12 protein-coding genes are annotated in these 19,633 nt (G+C 65.9%); 9 read left to right on the top strand and 3 right to left on the bottom strand.

The features are described 5' to 3' along the window. Positions 1-774: 774 nt before the first annotated feature. Positions 775-1,824: a DUF5694 domain-containing protein gene (locus tag OZ10_RS11030; RefSeq protein ID WP_039564847.1), complete on the bottom strand. Its 1,050-nt coding sequence runs from the start codon at positions 1,822-1,824 to the stop codon at positions 775-777. A 455-nt stretch (positions 1,825-2,279) separates the two neighbouring features. Then, the gene (locus tag OZ10_RS11035) at positions 2,280-3,872 is read right to left on the bottom strand and encodes a S53 family peptidase (protein WP_039410751.1); all 1,593 of its coding nucleotides are present in this window, start codon (positions 3,870-3,872) and stop codon (positions 2,280-2,282) included. 436 nt (positions 3,873-4,308) lie between these two features. Here OZ10_RS11035 and OZ10_RS11040 point away from each other — a divergent pair, with 436 nt between their 5' ends. From OZ10_RS11040 to OZ10_RS11050, 3 genes are all read left to right on the top strand, one after another. Beyond that, positions 4,309-6,666 (top strand): hypothetical protein, encoded by a 2,358-nt coding sequence (locus tag OZ10_RS11040; RefSeq protein ID WP_039410753.1) that lies wholly within the window; start codon positions 4,309-4,311, stop codon positions 6,664-6,666. A gap of 783 nt (positions 6,667-7,449) precedes the next feature. After that, on the top strand, positions 7,450-10,344 hold the full coding sequence (locus OZ10_RS11045; protein WP_039410755.1) for a TonB-dependent receptor: 2,895 nt from the start codon (positions 7,450-7,452) through the stop codon (positions 10,342-10,344). A gap of 150 nt (positions 10,345-10,494) precedes the next feature. Then, positions 10,495-12,870, top strand: coding sequence for a glycoside hydrolase family 127 protein (locus tag OZ10_RS11050; RefSeq protein ID WP_039564849.1), 2,376 nt, complete (start codon positions 10,495-10,497; stop codon positions 12,868-12,870). Positions 12,871-13,414: 544 nt separating this feature from the next. On the opposite strand, the gene htpG is transcribed toward OZ10_RS11050, so the two are convergent. Next, positions 13,415-15,319, bottom strand: coding sequence for a molecular chaperone HtpG (gene htpG / locus OZ10_RS11055; RefSeq protein ID WP_039410759.1), 1,905 nt, complete (start codon positions 15,317-15,319; stop codon positions 13,415-13,417). A gap of 237 nt (positions 15,320-15,556) precedes the next feature. Here htpG and rsmD point away from each other — a divergent pair, with 237 nt between their 5' ends. The 6 genes from rsmD to ggt all read left to right on the top strand — a co-directional run bounded on the left by rsmD (position 15,557) and on the right by ggt (position 19,521). Beyond that, entirely contained in the window at positions 15,557-16,180 is a 624-nt protein-coding gene (gene rsmD / locus OZ10_RS11060; RefSeq protein ID WP_039410762.1) for a 16S rRNA (guanine(966)-N(2))-methyltransferase RsmD, read from the top strand. After that, complete coding sequence (coaD, locus tag OZ10_RS11065) at positions 16,177-16,683, top strand: pantetheine-phosphate adenylyltransferase (protein WP_039410764.1); 507 nt, start codon at positions 16,177-16,179, stop codon at positions 16,681-16,683. The genes rsmD and coaD overlap by 4 nt, the downstream gene beginning before the upstream one ends. A gap of 46 nt (positions 16,684-16,729) precedes the next feature. Next, positions 16,730-17,227 (top strand): hypothetical protein, encoded by a 498-nt coding sequence (locus tag OZ10_RS11070; protein ID WP_039410767.1) that lies wholly within the window; start codon positions 16,730-16,732, stop codon positions 17,225-17,227. 61 nt (positions 17,228-17,288) lie between these two features. After that, positions 17,289-17,471 (top strand): hypothetical protein, encoded by a 183-nt coding sequence (locus tag OZ10_RS11075; RefSeq protein WP_039410785.1) that lies wholly within the window; start codon positions 17,289-17,291, stop codon positions 17,469-17,471. Next, positions 17,462-17,746 carry a YfhL family 4Fe-4S dicluster ferredoxin gene (locus tag OZ10_RS11080; RefSeq protein ID WP_029220241.1) on the top strand — a complete coding sequence of 95 codons (285 nt, stop codon included), beginning with the start codon at positions 17,462-17,464 and terminating at the stop codon, positions 17,744-17,746. Before OZ10_RS11075 ends, OZ10_RS11080 begins: the two co-directional genes overlap by 10 nt. Then, positions 17,743-19,521: a gamma-glutamyltransferase gene (ggt, locus tag OZ10_RS11085; protein ID WP_039564850.1), complete on the top strand. Its 1,779-nt coding sequence runs from the start codon at positions 17,743-17,745 to the stop codon at positions 19,519-19,521. The genes OZ10_RS11080 and ggt overlap by 4 nt, the downstream gene beginning before the upstream one ends. Positions 19,522-19,633 lie beyond the last annotated feature (112 nt).

Raw genomic sequence — 19,633 nt, forward strand, 5'->3', positions numbered from 1 at the left:
GCCAACTATCTGGTGCTGTGTCCTCACCGATTGCGGGACCCTTGGCGGCATTGATGCGGCCAAGGAGCCCCCATGGATGGATTTACGGCGTGTCCCGCGAGCGGTGAGGGCGCCGCGCCCTCGACCAGACGTGAAGACAGCCAAGTGATCGCAGTGCGCACAGTGCAGGCGTCTCGACCTGATTGCTCATGACGGACAGATCAGGCGGAGAGCGGATCATCTGCGCCTTTGCTGCAAGGCCCTTGCCCGCCCACCATCGCAGGACACGCTGCAAGTACGTCCATGTAAGCTCCGTGGCGGCATCCATGCCGCCAAGGGTCCCGCGACGGTGAGCGGGCAAGGACCAGTCGCGTTGGTCGGTGTGCAGAGCTTTTAACAGAGCAACCAGTAAACCGTGCGACGCGGTATCTTCGCTCTTCAGTAGAACCACCAGCCAACTGTCTGGTGCGGTGTCCTCACCGATTGCGGGACCCTTGGCGGCATGGATGCCGCCACGGAGCCCCCATGGATGGGTTTACGGCGTGTCCCGCGAGCGGTGAGGGCACCGCGCCCTCGACGTCTTGCGTGTGCTGCAGAGCCCTTGCCCGCCCACCATCGCGGGACACGCTGCAAGTACATCCTTGTAAGCTCTGGCGCGGCATCCATGCCGCCCACGGTCCCACGAGCGGTGAGGACACACCCTCGACGCTGCGGTATTTGCTGCAATTCAGACGCAATGACGTCACTGTGCAGTTGACCAAAAGCGTCATGCTGCAATCGTGGTACTCATTGCCGTCATCGCTCGTCACGGCCCAACACCTGCGCCGCGTCCACGATATCCACGCCCTGTAGTTGGCCTAGCCACTGATCGAACCAGGGCTTGTGCATGGCACCGACCACTGCAAGCACGCGTGCACCGGGTTGGTCGGCAAAGCTGGCGCGGACATTGGACACCATGCGCAGGTTGCGGATCTCCCAACCGGAGACGTAGCGATAACCATAGTGCTGCGTCGAGCTTTCGCTCAATGCGACGCGAAAATCCACCGCGATGGCCAACTGCTGGCTGGCTGGTAGATTGATCGCGCGGTAGAGCTCCAGCAGTCTGCCTTCGCCAGCCAGGGTGTCTTCATGCGCACGCATGGCACGTGCTCGCGGCGCGGCCTTGTCCCAGGCTGCTTGAATTGCCTTGCCGTAGGCCGCCGGATCGCCCAGATCGACGTTGTCGCCGGTGTGATCGTCGGCCGGGTACACACGCTGTAAACCAAGCTGTGCTGCCAGCCGCGCGGCGATCTGGTTGCTCTCGTTGGGGTGGTCCTCTGCCTTGCGCAAGTGTGCGACCAGCACGGTATCCAGTCCGTCGCCGGCGTGCTGCTCTGCGTGCGCCAGCTGCAGCCATTGCACGAGCGCAGAGGAGGGATCGCCCGCGGCCAGAAACAACGCCGCCAGCCGGCGACGTTGTGCCGGGGTCGGTGCGTCCGGCCAGGACTTCAGAGCGGTACGCGCCTGGCCAATGGCGGTTGGCACATCCAGACCAGTGGCCCGCGCAGCCTCGGTGGTGTCCGGACAATAGGTGGTGGTGTCTTCCGGCAGATAGATCATGGGATGTCTGCGCATCAAATCGCAGGTTTCGCCCGAAAGATCCTCCGTCGTGATGATGGTGGGCTTGTAGGCCGCCAGCCGGTCAAGCAACGGTTGCAGGCGCGCGGCAGAGGCATCGCTGCCCTTGGGTAACTGCGACAGGTGCACGCTGCCAAGAACCAGCACCTGCGTGCGTGGCGCGGCCATCTCTGCATCCAGTTGCGACAGGTCCACCTGTGCCTGTGCGATGCAGGGCATGATAAGCATGAGCACCGCCGACCACCGCACGCGACGTCGCAAGCGAGTGGGCACAACCGGTGATGGAGCGGAACGTGCATCGGCTGTGTCGCCGCCGCCCGCTTTGGGATAGGAGGGAATCTGCATGACGTTCCTTGTGGAAGGCGCATGTCCGCGCTGCCGCAAGCGCACGCCGCGGCAGTGGACGTGCGGTGAGTGTGCCCGAGGCAGTACGCGTCGGGCCCGGCCGGAAAGTCATGCGGTCAAATGGCAGGGGGCGTTAGCGTGCACAGACCACGACGCACCTGCCTGATGCCGAAACATCGGCCGCGTGGTACGCGCCGCGCGCAAGTCGCCTGCGTCTGCGACTGCGTCAGGCAAACCTGCAGAGAGCCGAGAGGGGAGCGGCGACTGCGGCGGCAGTCACCACGCTTAGACGCGGGCGTTGGTGCTGGCCCTGTGCGCTGTAATGGCCGCCCGCGGTATCACCCGCGGCGCTCTCGGTCCGGTCGCAGCGCGTCGGTCAGGCGTGCGCCGTCGGGCACGCCCAATCCCGTGTTGGCATCCCAGCCGGCGGATGCACGGAAGCCGGCGTTGTCGCCGGCAACGATGTCGCGGAACGCATCCGGTCGCCCGTACAGGCGCGGCAGCACGAAGTGGGGCTGCATTCCGTTTGCACCATAGATGCGTGCCAGCAGGGCCGCCCATAGGGGTGCGGCGGCACTGGTCCCGCCCATCACCGCCGGCTGCCCGTTGATCGACAGGTAGTAACCGGTCTGCGCATCGGCGTTGGCGGCCACATCGGGAACGCCGCGCATGCGCAGTTGGCGAGATTGGTGCTGCGCATCGGTCAGGCGCAGATCTTTCTGCCAGGCCGGGCGTGCGAAAAACCTGCTTTGTCCGCCGCCGCCGTTGGCCCACGCCTGCTCGTCGGCGCTGTCCGCCGTGACCTGCAGCCGGGTGCCGCCGCAGGCCAGCACGAACGGGCTGGATGCCGGAAAGCACACGTTCAAGCCAGGCTGCCCATCGCTGGCCCCATCGTCGCCGGCGGCGATGCACACCGTAATGCCCAGCAACGCCGCTGCCTGAAACGCGCAGTCGTAGGCCTGGCGCGATTGCAGCGTCCACTGCGCTTCGGTGAAGCCCCAGCTGATGCCGATCACGCCGGGCGCGTGCTCGGTATCGTGGATGGCGGCATTGATCGCTTCGAGAAACCCGTTGTCGGTATTGGGCGCGAAATACACCACCAGCTTGGCACCCGGCGCGATGGCACCGGCGATCTGGATATCCATCTGCGCTTCGACATCGGCATCATCGGTGCCGGTCCCGGCGACATTGTCGGCGCCCGGCAGCACCACATCCACCAGGGTGGGCATGGGCAGGCGCAGCTGCGCGAAGTAGGTCTGCATCTGTGCACGCGTGTAACCGCCGCCCAGCACGATGATGCCGATGCACTGCCCGTGCCCGTCGTGCTCGGGAAAGCCGTAGAGCTGGGCCAGTTGCGGCGGCGTGTACTGCATGATCGGCGCGTCGCCTTCGGCCGATGCGACCGGTGGCGTGGGTGCCTGGGGCGCCGCTTGTGTGGGCGCGGGCGTGGGTGCAGCGGGGAGTGTCTGCGCCTGCGGGCGCGCATCCAGCCCCAGCACGCCGGTGACGATGCCGTCGAGCGTCTGCGGGATCGATACCGGGCCGGTGCGGCCGCGATACCGCATTATACCGTCCACGTACTCACGCAGGCTCACCTGGAAAGCGGCTTCGCACTGCTGCACGCTGCCCTCCAGGATGACGTTGCCGCTGTCGGCATGCGCGCGCTCCACCCTGAGCCCGTAGCTGGCCGCGAACTGCGCAACCGCCTGCAGATCGGCCTGGCTGGCCGCAAAGCGCGCACTGAATTCCTCACGCGAGAATGCCACCGGCAGGGTTCCTGCCTGCAGCTGCAGCAAGACCTCGGCGGCGGCGTTGAGCGCCGGCATGCGCAGCACCAGCAGCACGCGCAGGCGCTCATCCCCCGGCGGTGGCCCTGCCTGGAGCGTGGAGGCCACGGGTTGGCGTTCACTGCCGGGGAGGATGGTATGCATGCAGGATGGCTCTCGATCGGGAGGGGGCGTTGCGTGCGGCAGGCCGGTGGTGGAGGTCGGCTGCCGCCGGGCGCAACCACGCCCCAGCCTGCCTGCACCGCCATCCGCGTGACAGTAAAGCGCATGCACCGTCTGCGTAGCGCCTTGCCGGCGCACGTGCTCGATCGGCAGGCGAAGCGGGACGCCCTTCGGTGGCGCCACTGGCAAACGGGGCGTGCAACGTTGCAGCCAGGCCAGCGTGCTGCAGCAGCGCCTCAGATCCTGAGACAGCGCCATCGTCCTGTGCGCACTGCCACGCCCTGCATCGGCAAGCGCCTGCGCAGCCCTGCCGTGCATCGGGCGGTGTGCAGAGTTCCGCACGCGCACCCGACCTGTGCCACAAGACGCCGAGGGGCGGCGCGCGCACGATGCGGGTTGATCACTCAAGGGCGCGACGATGGATCGGAGAAGCTTTCTGCGGCAGGGCGTGGCCGCAACCGCGGCACTCGGCACCGGCGCAGCGCTGGCGGCGCAGGCCGTCCCCTCGGCTGCTTCGTTGCCCCCTCCGTCGGCACCGCCGCGGCTGGAGCCGCTGCCCTCGGCAGCGCACGTGGGCAGCAAGCTCTGCAGTGTTCGGCATCTGCGGCAGGACTGGACCATCTACGAGCATCTCGACGACCCACAGGGTGCGCTGACGCTGTGGACCGACAGCGGCATGCTGCGCCTGGACAAACGCACCGAGCCGGCCTATCCGGCAGAGGGCAAGCCCTACTTCGGCATGCCGCTGGCCGAGGTGGCGATGGCCGAGGCCGATCTGCTCGCCGACCGCCTGCTGCGCGATGGCGACCCGGACGAGGCACAGGTGCGCGATGTGGCGCCGCCGCCGGCGTCCTTGCTCGACCCCAAGGACAACGGCGGCCGCTGGCCGTGGACCACCTTCGTCGGCACGCGCGAAAGCCTGGACACCATGCCGATCCTGCCCAACGGCCGCAGCCGCACCTCGCGTCCGGAACATGCCTTCACCGAGCTGGGCGAGGAAGCGCTGATCAAGCGCCGCGAAGAAGGCATGCTGGGTGGCTGGATGCCGGCGGTGCGCAAGGTCATGCGCCGCGACGGCGAGCCCGATGCCTGGTACGACGTGCTGGTGTTTGCCGATGTGCGCGCCACTGATCGCTTCGTGGTGCAGACCTGGCACCGCACGATGCAGGTGCGGGGCGGCGAAATCGTGGCGGTGCATTACACGCACAGTTACCCCGAATTTGCGCCATCGCGTAGCGCCGCCACTGCCGAACAGTTCTACGCGGCACTGATCGATTTCGCCGCGTACTGGCAGCAGGCGCTGGACGGTACCGTGCAAGCGCAACTGCCCGATAGCAGCTGGAACGACATGGCGCAGTTCGCGTTCGCGCGCGAGCTGGTGGTGCGCCCGGGTGGCGATTACCCCAAGTACGGTGCGGTGGAGCGCGACTATTACGGCAACGAATACGATGGCTTCCAGGACACGTTTACCAGTTCGTTCTACGCCAACCTGGAGTGGGGCCGCTTCGCGCAGGCGGCGGCGGTGCTCGATAACTACTTCGACGATTTCGTGCAGGACGATGGCTTGCCGAACATGCGTGGGCCCGAGGTCGGCCAGTTCGGGCTGACCTTGTCGCTGCTGGCGCGCTACCTGCGTTACACCGGCGATGCGCCACGGCTGCGGCGCGTGTTGCCCAAGATTGCCGCCACCGCACAGGTGCTATGCGATCTCCACGACCAGGCACTGGCATTGCCGCGCAGCGCGCACGGGCATGGCCTGCTGCATGGCTGGAACGAATCCGATGCCTGCCTGTTTCCCGATCCATCATTGTGGTGGAAGCCGTATTACGCCAACAGCGCGCTGACGATCCGGGGTTGGGAAGACATCGCGCAGGTGTGGAGGACGCTCGGCGGCGATGTTGGCCAGGCAACGCAGTGGCAGCGCCGCGCCAGGCAACTGCGCGCGCGCCTGGAAGCCAGCCTGCGTGCCAACGTGCGCCGCAACCTCTCGCCACGGTATGTGGGCCCGTTGCCCGGCACCACACTGACCTTCCGCCAATCGCTGCTGCAGGAAAAACCCAGCGAACAGCAATGGCCGCATCGTGCCTATGCCGAGCTGCTGCAGGCCGACGTACTGCCGGACGATCTGGCCAACCTGGTGGTCGATTGCCTGCGCGGCCATGGCGGTACCAGCATCGGGGTAGTGGCCAATATCGCGCCGCCGGAACCGGGCAGCCGCGATCTGCTCGGCTTCATCTCCTACGGCTATGCCCAGCAGCTGCTGCGGCTGGATCGCATCGAGGAGTACCTGCTGTTCGTCTACGCCCACCGCTACCAGGTGCACACGCGCGGCAGCTGGACGGCAGGCGAGGTCAGTGGCATCACCGGTGGCATGCCGTTGTTCTGCATGCCGGCGCAGATGACCATTCCGCTGCTGCTGCGCTGGATGCTGGTCAGCGACGACAGCGCGGGCGAGCAGCTGTTCCTTGCCCGCGCGCTGCCACGTGCGTGGCTGGGCAGTGGTGCACACGTCGGCATCACCGCGGCGCCCACGCGCTGGGGCACGGTCACGCTGAGCCTGCAGACCGACGTGGCCGCGCGGCGTATCGATGCAGAGGTGCAGTTACCCGTGCGTGCACCCAAACGCACCTGGCTGACCCTGCGTGCACCAGCGGGCACGCGCCTGCAGCGCGTGCTCATCGACGAGACACCGGCGCGCCTGCAAGGTCCGCATGCTGACCGCGTGGCGCTGCCCGCAGGCGCGGCAACGGTCAGGGTGAAGGCGTGGTACGGCTGAGGCACGGCACCGCGCGCCAGCCCGGCGGTGCTGCGCCGCCGGGCCGTGCAGCATTGCGCAATTGGCACAACTGCTGACCTTCCCGATATGCCCGACCACAGGCGCTGCAATCGGTGCGCCTCGCCGGTGTGCCAGCAGCCATGATGCCGCGCACGCCTTGCAGGAATGGAAGGGTGTGGCCGTCAAAGCGAAGCATGCCCCCGGTGCCGGTGCCGGCGCTGCCGGTGCTGCACCGTGAGTACTAGTGGCTCCTGGCCCGCTCTTCACGAGGACACGCGTGTACCTCGTCGTACCTCAACCGTCGCGTGCTGCATCAGCATCCAGCGCTAGCGGCCATCTTGCCGGTCCTTGCCCCGTTGCAATGGCCTCTCGCACGTTTGCAACCCCGGCAATCACTGCACATCAATGTGCGTGCGATTGCGGACTGAAGCGCGTTCGCGCCAACGGCGCACGATGGTTCACTTGCGAACCATGCTGTTTTCCGCACGCGCTGTCGCCAAATGCGACAAGACGTGACGCGTGCGCACAGGCACATTGTGACCAGCTGATGAAACTGAAGCGCATGGGCGCCTTCAGTACGGAATCAAATTCTTCCTGGCAACACGCGTTGCAGCGCGATCTTTCGATCGCCTGTGCCGCAGGTTGTCCGCGTGTCTGCAATACGGCGTGAGCAGCGGTTTCGCTGCGTCATGCGTCTGCCAATCACCTCGACCTGCGCCGCTGTACGCCGGCACGGGCGTGTGTTGCCCATCGTTCGCCTGCTGTACGACTCAGGAGCCTTGCATGCCGATGTTGCCGTTGCCTCTCTCTCGCACCTGCTGCGCCACCGTGCGGCCATTGCCGAGCATGCTCACCACCGCGTTGCTGCTGGCGTTGTCGGCAGGTGCGGTCGCGCCGGTGTCTGCACAGCAGGCGACCGCTGGCGATGCGACGCAGACCCTGGATAGCGTGGTGGTCACCGGCTCGCGCCTGCGCCGCGTGGATACCGAGACCGCCAACCCGGTCGTCACCGTCAGCCAGGAACAGATCGCCGCCACCGGCAAGGCGACCGTCGGCGATCTGTTGCAGGAGCTGCCCTCCATCGCCGGCAACGCCACCAACCCGTACACCAATAACGGCGGCGGCACCGGTGCATCCGCCATTTCGCTGCGCGGCCTGGGCGACAAACGCACCCTGGTGCTGGTCAACGGCATCCGGCTGGCCTACAACGACGTCAACGCCATTCCGTCCAGCATGATCGAGCGGATCGAAGTGCTCAGCGACGGTGCGTCTGCGGTGTACGGCTCCGATGCGATCGGTGGCGTGGTCAATTTCATCCTGCGCACGCGCTTCGATGGCGTGCAGTTCAGCAGCGACTTCGGCACCAGCAGCGAAGGCGATGGCAACCGCCGCAACTTCGCACTGACCACCGGCAAGACCTGGGAGCGCGGCAGCCTGATCGGCGGTTTGTCGTATCACAACATCGACCCGGTGTCGGCAGCGGCGCGCGATTACTCCAGGGACGCGCTCGCCTTGACCAATGGCCAACCGGTGAAGCAGGGCTCGTCCGCCACGCCCACCGGCACGGTCAACTTCAACGATGGTTCGGAGCAATCGCTGCTGCTCGCCCAGTCCAATGGCTGCGGGCGCGTCACCCTCAACAGCGGCGTCAGCGGGCGCGCCGGCCCGGGCGATTTCCATTGCTACAACGCCAGCGCAGACTCCTACAACTACCAGCCGTTCAACCTGCTGCAAACGCCGCAAAAGCGCACCAATGCCTTCCTGCTGGGCACCTATCGCTTCAGCGACAGCGTCGAGGGCTACGTCAATACCTGGTTCAGCAAAACCGAATCGGCCTCGATCATCGCGCCGATTCCGATCTTCTCCAACGGCGACAACATCCTGGTGTCGGCGCAGAGCTACTACAACCCGTTCGGCGTGAACTTCGGCACCGACCGCACCACCGGCACCTCCTACAACGACCTCAACACGCGCGCCACAGTGCTGGGCAATCGCAGCTACCAATACGACACCTACAACTTCCAGATCAGCCCCGGCCTGCGCGGCCGCTTCGGCGACAGCTCCTGGCAATGGGATGCCACCTTGAACTACGGCAAGGTCAAGCAGAAGTCGATCAACAACGGCTTTCTCGACTATGCCGCGTTCAATCAGGCCATCGGCCCGTCGTTCCTGGACAGCGATGGTGTGGTCAGGTGCGGCAGCGCCGGCGCAGCGATTGCCGGCTGCACGCCGCTGAATTTCTTCAACCTCAACGACAGCTCCAACCTGGCCACTTTGCGGGGCATGGTGGTCAATCCCATCGTCACCAGCGTGTACACGGTCAAGCAGTTCGAGGCCAATGCCAACGGCACCCTGTTCGACCTGCCTGCCGGAGCGGCCAGCCTGGCGGCCGGCATTTCGTACCGCAAGGAGCGCTCCACCACGGCCTCGGACCCGCTGTGGACCGGCGATGAAAACGGCCTGTGCGGGGTGATCGAGTTCTGCTCGTCCACCTTGAGCGGCAGTTTCGATGTCAAGGAAGCCTATGCCGAAGCGCTGTTCCCGCTGCTCAAGGATCTGCCCGGCATCAACGCGTTGAACATCACCGTGGGCACGCGCTTTTCCGACTACAGCTCGGTGGGCAGCAAGACCAACAGCAAGCTGTCGCTGGAATACCGCCCGATCGAAAACCTGCTGCTACGCGGTACCGTCTCACAGGTGTTTCGCGCGCCCAACATCAACGAGCTGTATGCCGGCGTGGCCGGCGATGCGGCGACCGTCAACGACCCCTGCAATAGCTACACCGGTGGCAACAGCGTAGCCTGCGCCAACGTGCCCACCGATGGCAGCTACCAGCAATCGGACGGGCAGGTGTCGGGCAAGGTGTCTGGTGCGGCGGTGGCGGGCTACCAGCTCAAGCCGGAAACCGGCAAGTCGTACGATGTGGGGTTCGTGTACGACCCGCACTGGATCGACGGCCTGTCGCTGAGCGCGGACTGGTGGCGCATCGACCTGGAAGACACCATCACCACGGTGTCGGCGCAGACGGTGCTCAATCAATGCTTTGCCAATCCGGCCAGCGCGTTCTGCCCGTTGATCCATCGCAACGGCAATGGCACCATCAATTACATCGCCGAGCCCACCGTCAACCTGGGCAAGCTCTGGGCCAAGGGCATGGACTTCAACCTGACCTATCGCTTGCCGACAACTGCGTGGGGCAATGTCACTGCCGGCCTCAACGGCACCTACCTCACCCGTTACGACGTGCTGCCCGACACCACCGACCCCAGCTCGGTCACCATCCACAACGTGGGCCGCTACACCCAGGCCTACGGCAACTTCCCGCGCTGGCGCGCACTGGGCACGCTGAGCTGGGCACTGGACGACTGGAGCGCCACCTGGCGCATCCGCTATGTGGGGCACACCGCCATCGGCAATTCGGATCCGGACCAGAGCCTGTCGGCCGACTCCAGCGAGCCGACCGTGGTGCGCAACATTGGCGCCTACGTCTACAACAACCTGCAGCTTGGCTACAACGTGGAGCCGTGGCACACGCGCTTTGAAGTGGGCGTGGACAACATCGCCAACAAGCAGCCGCCGCTGTATTACTCCAACAACGTGGGTAATGCGAACACCGACGTGGCGACCTACGATTTGCTGGGTCGGTTCTACTGGGCGCGCGCAACGGTGAAGTTTTGAGTGCGGCGGTGTCGTCGCTATGGGATGTGTCCGGGGCTAATCGGTCGCGTGCGGCACACCTGTGCAGCGCAAGTAGTTGCGCGGCTGCACAGGCCTTTGTTGCAATGGCGCGCGCAGTCCGCGCGTGCCGACAGGAGCTAAGCTGAGCCCATGACGGAGATGCTTGCGACTGAATCGACCGACGCCCACGCACTGAATGTGTCGCGGCGGCGTTTTCTGGCCTGGAGCAGTCTGGCGGTTGCCGCTGGCTTCCTGCGGTTCCCGGCCCAGGCCAGCGCTGCGCAACCGGGCAGCGTACGCGCAGTGCCACTGGCCCAGGTCAGGCTCACGCCGTCGTTGTTCCTGGATGCGCTCAATACCAATCGCCGTTACCTGATGCGCCTGCAGCCGGACCGCCTGCTGCACAACTTCGTGCTATACGCCGGCCTCGATCCCAAGGCGCCGGCCTATGGCGGCTGGGAAGCGGACACCATCGCCGGGCACACGCTCGGCCACTACCTCAGCGCACTGGCGCTGATGCATGCCCAAACCGGCGATGCGCAATGCCGCACGCGCGCGGCCTACATCGTCAGCGAACTGGCCCGCTGCCAGGCGCATGCCGGCGATGGCTATGTGGCCGGCTTCACCCGCAAGAACGCGGCAGGGCAGATCGAAAGCGGGCGTGCGGTCTTCGACGAACTCAAGCGCGGCAAGATCGACCCGGCGCCGTTCTATCTCAACGGTAGCTGGGCGCCGCTATACACCTGGCACAAATTGTTCGCCGGGCTGCTCGACGTGCATGCGCATTGCGACAACGCGCAAGCGCTGCAGGTCGCGGTGGACTTGGCAGGGTATCTGCAAGGCATTTTCTCTGCACTGGACGATGCGCAGCTGCAAAAAGTACTGTCGTGCGAATTCGGCGGCCTCAACGAGTCGTTCGTCGAACTGCATGTGCAAACCGGCGACGCGCAATGGCTGGCGCTGGCGCAGCGCCTGCATCACCACCCCGTGCTCGACCCACTCATCGCCCAGCGCGACGAATTGGTGCACCAGCATTCCAATACCAACATCCCCAAACTGATCGGCCTGGCACGCGAGTACGAAGTGACCGGCGATGCCGCATCCGGCGCCGCAGCGCGCTTCTTCTGGCACACCGTCACCGACCACCACACCTATGTGATCGGCGGCAACGGCGACCGCGAATATTTCCAGCAGCCGGACAGTATCTCGAAATTCCTCACCGAGCAGACCTGCGAGCATTGCGCCAGCTACAACATGCTCAAGCTCACCCGGCATCTGTATCAATGGGGGCCGCAGGCGGCATTCTTCGATTACTACGAACGCACCTTGCTCAACCACGTGATGGCGCAGCAGCACCCGCGCACCGGCATGTTCACCTACATGACACCGCTGCTGGCCGGCGAAGCGCGCGCCTGGTCGTCCCCGTTCGACGATTTCTGGTGTTGCGTCGGCAGCGGCATGGAGGCGCACGCGCAGTTCGGCGACTCGATCTACTGGGAAGACGGGCAGGGCGTGTACGTCAATCTGTATGTGCCCTCCACCGTGCGCGATGCCGCCGGCTTCGCATTGACCTTGCACAGCACGCTGCCCGAACAAGGCCAGGTCGCATTGCGCATCGACGCCGCGCCAGCGGAGGCACGCACGCTGGCCTTGCGCGTGCCCGGCTGGTCCAGTGGGCCCACGCTGCAGATCAACGGTGAGCTGCAGACCCTGCAACCGGTGGACGGCTACCTGCGCATCACCCGGGTGTGGAAGGCTGGCGACAACGTGTCCCTGCAGCTGGACATGCCGCTGCGCCTGGAACCCACAGCGGACGACCCGGCGTGGGTGGCGCTCATGCGCGGCCCGCTGGTACTCGCCGCCGACCTTGGCGACGCCGCAAAGCCCTGGAGCACCAAGACCCCCGCGCTGGTGGGCGGCGATGAGGTGCTGCAACGCCTGCAGCCACTGCCGGCACACGGCCACTACGCATATGCCGACGGCGCCGAGCATTGGCATTTCTCGCCGTTCTACGCCCAGTTCGATCGTCGCAGCGCGGTGTACCTGGAACACCGCGACGCCACCGCCTGGCAGCAACGCCAGGCCGAACGGGCCGCTAGCGCGCAACGGCAAACAGCCCTGGATACGCGCGCGCTCGACCACGTTGCGCTTGGCGATGACACCTCCGAAAAAGCCCACGCGCTCACCAGCGGAAGCTCCTACGCACTCAGCTACCGGCGCCGCGCCGGCCGCGACGCCCGCACCGGCGGCTTCATCGCCTTTACCGTGCGCAACACCGCACAGGCCCGCATCCTGCGCCTGCGCTACTGGGGCGACGAAACCCGGCGCCGCTTCCGCATCCTCGCCGACGGCGAACTCATCGCCAACGAACGCCTCGACGGCAACCGCGGCCTGGATTTCGTCGACGTGGACTATGCCTTACCCACAGCGGTAGCAGGTCGCGCCACCCTGCAGATCCGCATTGAACCGGAAACCGGTTATTCGGCCGGGCCGGCGTTTGGGTGTTGGGTGCTGGAGTCGGCGTGATCAAGGCACAGACCACCGTATTGCTGCGGTTACCTGCGCGCTGCGTCACGCGGAGATGACACACCGCAAGCGCACAACCAGCAAGGAATCATAAGCAACCATCGCAGGGAGGAAGCCCGTCTCCCCCGGGAGAGGGGTTGGGGTGAGGGTACGCAGGCCAAGCCCCCCCAGACAATCCATCGCACCGCATAACCTCACCGCCTAGCCACGGAATCCTCTGCAACAGTCACCACCAACTCGCCTCGATGCGTAACGGTCTGCAACCGGCAACCAACAGCACGTCGCAACTGCTCCAGCGATAGCCTCGCAAGCGCAAGCTGGAATTTTGTTGACGATCCACAGCGCTCTGCGATGAGCAAGTTGGCCGCAGTCTCGCTGCGCCGCGACCGCCTGGTCGAGTACAGATCGCAATGCCACCTATTCTGGCGGTTGGCCAGCGTCGATGGCATGCGGTAGGGACGCGATGTCGAGTGCCTGCCAACATGTGCAAAAAAAAGACCGGCGCGCAGGCCGGTCTTTGGATGACACCCAGTGCAGCTGCCGCTTACGCCGACAGCTCCAACAGCAGCTTATTCAAACGCCGCACATAGCCGGCCGGGTCCTTGAGGCTATCGCCTGCCGCCAACGCAGCCTGGTCGAACAACACCCGGCTCAAATCGCCAAACCGGTCCATGTCCTGTTCCGCATCGAGTTTCTCGATCAGCGGGTGGGCCGGGTTGAATTCGAACACCGGCTTGGACTCCGGCACGGCCTGGCCGCTGGCTTCCAGCAGCTGACGCATCTGCAGGCCCAGGTCGCCCTGGCCGATGGCCAGGATGGCCGGGGAGTCGGTCAGGCGGTGCGAGACGCGTACTTCGGCTACGTCCTCGCCCAGGGCGGCCTTGATGCGCGAGGCCAGGCCTTCCTTGGATTTGGCGACTTCTTCCTGCGCCTTCTTGTCTTCTTCCGAATCCAGCTTGCCCAGGTCCAGGTCGCCGCGTGCCACGTCCACGAACGACTTGCCGTCGAATTCGGTGAGGTAGCTCATCAGCCATTCGTCGATGCGGTCGGTGAGCAGCAGCACTTCGATGCCCTTCTTGCGGAACACTTCCAGGTGCGGGCTGTCCTTGATCTGCGCGTAGCTCTCGCCGGTGAGGTAGTACAGCTTGTCCTGGCCCTCGGCCAAACGACTCACGTAATCGGCCAGGCCCACGCTCTGCGCGCCGGTGGTGTCGTGCGTGGAGGAGAAGCGCAGTAGGCCGGCGATCTTTTCGCGGTTTGCATAATCTTCGGCCGGGCCTTCCTTCAATGCCTGGCCGAAGTTGCGCCAGAACGTCGCGTAGTCGTCCGGCTTGTCCTTGGCCAGCTTCTCCAGCATGTCCAGCGAGCGCTTGGTCAATGCGGACTTCATCGAGTCCACCACCGGGCCGGACTGCAGGATCTCGCGCGACACATTGAGCGACAGGTCCGACGAATCCACCACGCCCTTGATGAAACGCAGGTACAGCGGCAGGAACTGCTCGGCCTGGTCCATGATGAAAACGCGCTGCACGTACAGCTTCAGGCCCTTGGCCGAATCGCGGTGGTACAGGTCGAACGGGGCGCGGCCGGGCACGAACAGCAGCGAGGTGTATTCCAGCTTGCCTTCGACCTTGTTGTGGCTCCACGCCAGCGGGTTGCCGGCATCGTGCGCGACGTGCTTGTAGAACTCCTGGTACTCCTCGTCCTTGATCTCGGACTTGGGCCGCGTCCACAGCGCACTGGCGCGGTTGACCGCTTCCCACTCCGGCTCGGCCGGCGCGTCGGCCTGGTCGCCGTGGTGCTCCTTGCGCATCTCGATCGGCAGGCCGATGTGGTCGGAATACTTCTTGAGGATGCCGCGCAGCGTCCAGCCGTCGGCAAAGCCGTCTTCGCCGTCCTTCAGGTGCAGCACGATGCGGGTGCCGCGCTCGGGCTTGTCGATGCTGGCGATTTCGAATTCGCCTTCGCCACGCGAGGACCAATGCACGCCTTCGTTGGCAGGCAGGCCGGCGCGGCGCGAGTACACGTCCACCTGGTCGGCGACGATGAAGGCGCTATAGAAACCCACGCCGAACTGGCCGATCAGATTGGCGTCCTTCTTCTGGTCGCCGCTCAGGTGCTTGAGGAAATCAGCGGTGCCGGACTTTGCAATCGTGCCCAGGTGCGACACCGCATCCTCGCGGCTCATGCCGATGCCGTTGTCGTCGATGGTGACGGTGCGGGCGTCCTTGTCGTAGTCGACGCGGATGCGCAGCTCGCTGCCGCCTTCCAGCAACTCGGGCTTGACCAAGGCTTCGAAGCGCAGCTTGTCGGCGGCGTCGGCGGCATTGGAGACCAGCTCGCGCAGGAAGATTTCCTTGTTCGAGTACAACGAATGGATCATCAGCTGCAGCAGCTGCTTGACCTCGGTCTGGAAGCCCAGCGTCTGCTTGTCGGTATCAACGGTCATTGGGGTCGTGCTCCATGGTGGTCCAGGCCGCACCGCGGCCGATGGCCTGGGGGATGAGGCCGTCGGCGGATTTTTTCAAGGCGGGCGTGCCCGAATGTGTGGTGCATCGGCGGGCAGGGCGGGGCGGGAACGGCAGCCACAGCGGTATCATGGACGGCCATTGACCGCGCCCCGACCCATGCCGCCACTCGTGCCCTCGCTACGCCGCCATTGCCTGCCCACGCCGGGCGCGCGGCGATGAGCCGACCGGCGCGGCCGGCGCCGCGCGGCGCGGACGGCCAGGTGCGCATCGTGGGTGGGCGCTGGCGCAATACGCGACTGGCGGTGCCCGACCTGCCGGGCCTGCGCCCTAGCAGCGACCGCGTCCGCGAGACGGTGTTCAACTGGCTGATGCCGCGCCTGCCTGGTGCGCGCGTGCTGGACCTGTTCGCCGGCTCCGGCGCGCTGGGGCTGGAGTCGGTCTCGCGCGGCGCCGCGCATGCCACCCTGATCGAGCGCGACCCCGGCCTGGCGCAGCGGCTACGCGAGCATGTGAGCAAGCTGGATGCCGCCGGCCAGGTGCAGGTGCTGCAGGACGACGCGCTGCGCTGGCTGGAGCGCGCCCCGCCGGCCCAGGCCGACATCGTGTTCGTCGACCCACCGTTCGCCGCCGGGCTGTGGCCCGGCGTGCTGGACCGCTTGCCCCGGCATCTGGCCGCCGAGGCCTGGCTGTATCTGGAAGCGCCCGCCGACGGCGTGCCCCCGCTGCCTTCCGGCTGGCACCTGCACCGCGAGGGCGGCACCCGGGAGGTGCGCTATGCGCTGTACCGCCGGGCCGCTGCTACACTGAAGAGCGATCCGACCCCGGTAGTTTCCGTATGAGCGTGGCCAACAGCCGCACCGCCGTCTATCCCGGTACCTTCGACCCGATCACCAATGGCCACATCGACCTGGTGAACCGCGCCGCGCCGCTGTTCGAACGCGTGGTGGTGGGGGTTGCCTATAGCCCGTCCAAGGGCCCGGCACTGCCGCTGGAAAAACGCGTGGCGCTGGCGCAGGAAGCCCTGGCCGCGCATGCCAACGTGGAGGTGCGCGGGTTCGACACCCTGCTGGCGCATTTCGTGCGCGACATGGGCGCCGGCGTGCTGCTGCGCGGCCTGCGTGCGGTGTCCGACTTCGAATACGAATTCCAGATGGCCAGCATGAACCGCCATCTGATCCCGGAGGTGGAAACCCTGTTCCTGACCCCGGCCGAGCAATACAGCTTCATTTCCTCATCGCTGGTGCGCGAGATTGCGCGTCTGGGCGGGGATGTGTCCGGCTTTGTTCCGGCCTCGGTCGTCGAGGCGTTGCGGCAGGTGCGCGAATCCCGCGCGCAGGCCTGAGCTTTTGCAGTTACATCACCACATGCATTTCAAAGGGAGGAGTTTCATGAAACACACCATGCGCGCTCTGGCGCTCGCTTCGATCGCCGCACTGGCGGTCACCGCCTGCAAGAAGGAAGAGCCGGCGCCGACCGCCGCTGCCGCACCGGCGCCGCTGAAGGCACCGGCCAAGGACGACAACGCCGGCTGGAAGAAGTACCTGCAGGAAGTGGTCGGCCAGAACTTGGGCGCCATCACCAACAGCCCGTTCCTGTACTACTTGCCGCCGGAGTCCGATGCCGAGTTCGCCGGCAGCTACGAGCGTCAGCTGGAAAGCGTCAAGACCGCGCTGGCACGTGGCGTGCAGCCAGGCAACATGCTGGCCTTCGGCTCGTCCGCGTCCACCAAGATGGCCGACCTGATCGACGCCGCGTTCAAGGACGTGCAGCCGGATTCGATGAAGGGCGTGCGCGTGCTGTTCATCGGCGACGCTGCCGAAAATGCCCGCGTGCAGACTATCGTCCAGCCCAAGGGCGTGGAATACACCTTCGTTGAAGCCAAGTAATGCCGTACCAGGCCGGATGCGCGGGAGGGCGCACCCGGCCGCCGTGTGTGGAGTCAGCAACATGCTGACTCCGCACGTCACCGGCGCCGGCCGTGTCAGGCCGGTGTCCGACAGCGCGCAAGGCGCTGTCCAGGTGGTCATCATCCGCGCCATGTGCGCCTGCCTGCAGCAGTACGTTGCGTTCCAGCGCCTGCAGTTGAATCGCGCTGCCCCGCATTGCATGGTGGTGTCGATATGTCGCTGAAAATCAACGAGCTCTGCGTCAACTGCGACGTCTGCGAGCCGGCGTGCCCGAATCAGGCCATCTCGATGGGCGAGACCATCTACGTCATCGACCCGGCACGCTGCACCGAGTGCGTGGGCCATTTCGACGAAGCGCAATGCGTGGTGGTGTGCCCGGTCGAATGCATCGACCCGGATCCGGACATTCCGGAAACCCATGATCAATTGCTGGCCAAGCTGATGCAGTTGCAGCGCGATCATCCCGAACTGTACGAACAGGAGCCTCCCGCCCCGTGAGCACTTTCTCCCCACGCTTCTCCCTGCGCGGCCTGTTGTTGCTGGCCTTGGTGCTGGCACCGCCTGTGTGGTCTGCCGACGGCGCCAAGTCGGCAGCGGCCGGCACCGCACCGGTTGCCGCGCATCCGCCTGGCGCGGCGATCGCCAGCGGCCATGCGCTGGCCACCGATGCCGGCCTGCAGATCCTGCGCGAGGGCGGCAATGCATTCGATGCCGCGGTTGCGGTGTCGTCCACGCTGGCGGTGGTCGAGCCGATCAGCTCGGGGCTGGGTGGCGGTGGTTTCTTCCTGCTGCACGACGCCAAGACCGGCAAGGACGTGATGCTGGACGCGCGCGAAACCGCGCCCGCGTCGGCCACCGAAGCGCAGTTCCTCGACAAGAAAGGCGAGCTGGACCGTGACCGCTCGGTCAACGGCGCGTGGTCGGCCGGTATTCCTGGGCTGCCGGCGGCGCTGGTGGAACTGGCTGCCAAGCACGGCCGGCTGCCGCTGAAGCAGTCGCTGGCGCCATCGATCCGCATCGCGACCGAAGGTTTCCCGGTGTACGCGCGCATGGCCAAAGGCTATGCCTCGCGGCGCGAAGTGATGGAGCGCTACCCCGGCACGCGGCAGGTGTATCTGCGCGGCGGCAAACCCATTGCCGAAGGCGAGATCTTCAAGCAGCCGGAGCTGGCCCATACGCTGCAGCTGCTCGGCGACAAGGGCTTCGACGGCTTCTACAAAGGCGAGACCGCCAAGAAGCTGCTGGCCGGCGTGAAGCAGGCCGGTGGTCAGTGGAAGGCCGCCGAGCTGGCCGGGTATCGGGTCAAGGAGCGCACGCCGATCCAGTTCGATTACCGCGGCTGGAAAATCACCACCGCACCGCCGCCGTCCTCCGGTGGCATCGCGCTGGCAGCCATGCTGCAGATTCTGGAAGGCTGGGACCTGAACAAACTCGATGACGTGCACCGCACCCATCTGGTGGTGGAGTCGATGCGCCGCGCCTACCGCGACCGTACCTTCTTCCTGGGCGACCCGGACTTCGTGGAGGTGCCGCAGCGCGTGCTGACCAGCAAGGACTATGCGCAAGGCCTGCGCGCCACGATCAATCCGGACAAGGCCACGCCCAGCGATCTGCTGTCGGGCAATCCCACCCCGTTGGAAGACGACGAGACCACGCACTTTTCCATCATCGATGGCGAAGGCAACCGCGTGGGTGCCACCCAGACCGTCAACCTGCTGTACGGCTCGGGCCTGATCCCCAAGGGCACCGGCGTGCTGCTCAACAACGAAATGGACGACTTCGCGCTCAAGCCGGGCACGCCGAATGCGTTTGGCGTGATGGGCTATGCAGCCAACGCGCCCAAGCCGGGCAAGCGCATGCTCAGCTCAATGACGCCCACGTTCATGGAGTCGGCCGACCAGGCCATCGTGCTGGGTACGCCGGGCGGTAGCCGCATCATCACCATGGTGCTGCTCGGCATCCTCGGTTACGACGCAGGCCTGGATGCACAGGCAGTGAGCGCGCTACCGCGGTATCACCACCAGTGGCTGCCGGACGTCATCGACGCCGAAACCGATGCCTTCTCGCCGCAGACCGCCAAGGGCCTGGAAGCGATGGGCCACGCCCTCAAACTGCCCGGCGACACCGCCGAGGGCGGCCGCGGTTCCAGCCACGTGTGGGGCAACCTGCAGACCGTGGAATGGGACAAGCGCCGCAACGTGCTCAGCGGCGGCAGCGACCCACGTAATCCGGTGGGCAAGGCGCAGGTGCAGCTGGCGACGCCAGGGCAGTGAGCGCGCAGTTTCGCCGTACGTGCGCCGCAACGCAGATACGCGGCCGTTGACGGCCGGCGCAACGGCGCAGGGTGGGCGGGCCCACCCTGCGCCGCCGTTTGCAAGGACGAGG

Origin of the sequence: Xanthomonas cannabis pv. cannabis (assembly GCF_000802365.1) — a bacterium.
Lineage (GTDB): Bacteria > Pseudomonadota > Gammaproteobacteria > Xanthomonadales > Xanthomonadaceae > Xanthomonas > Xanthomonas cannabis.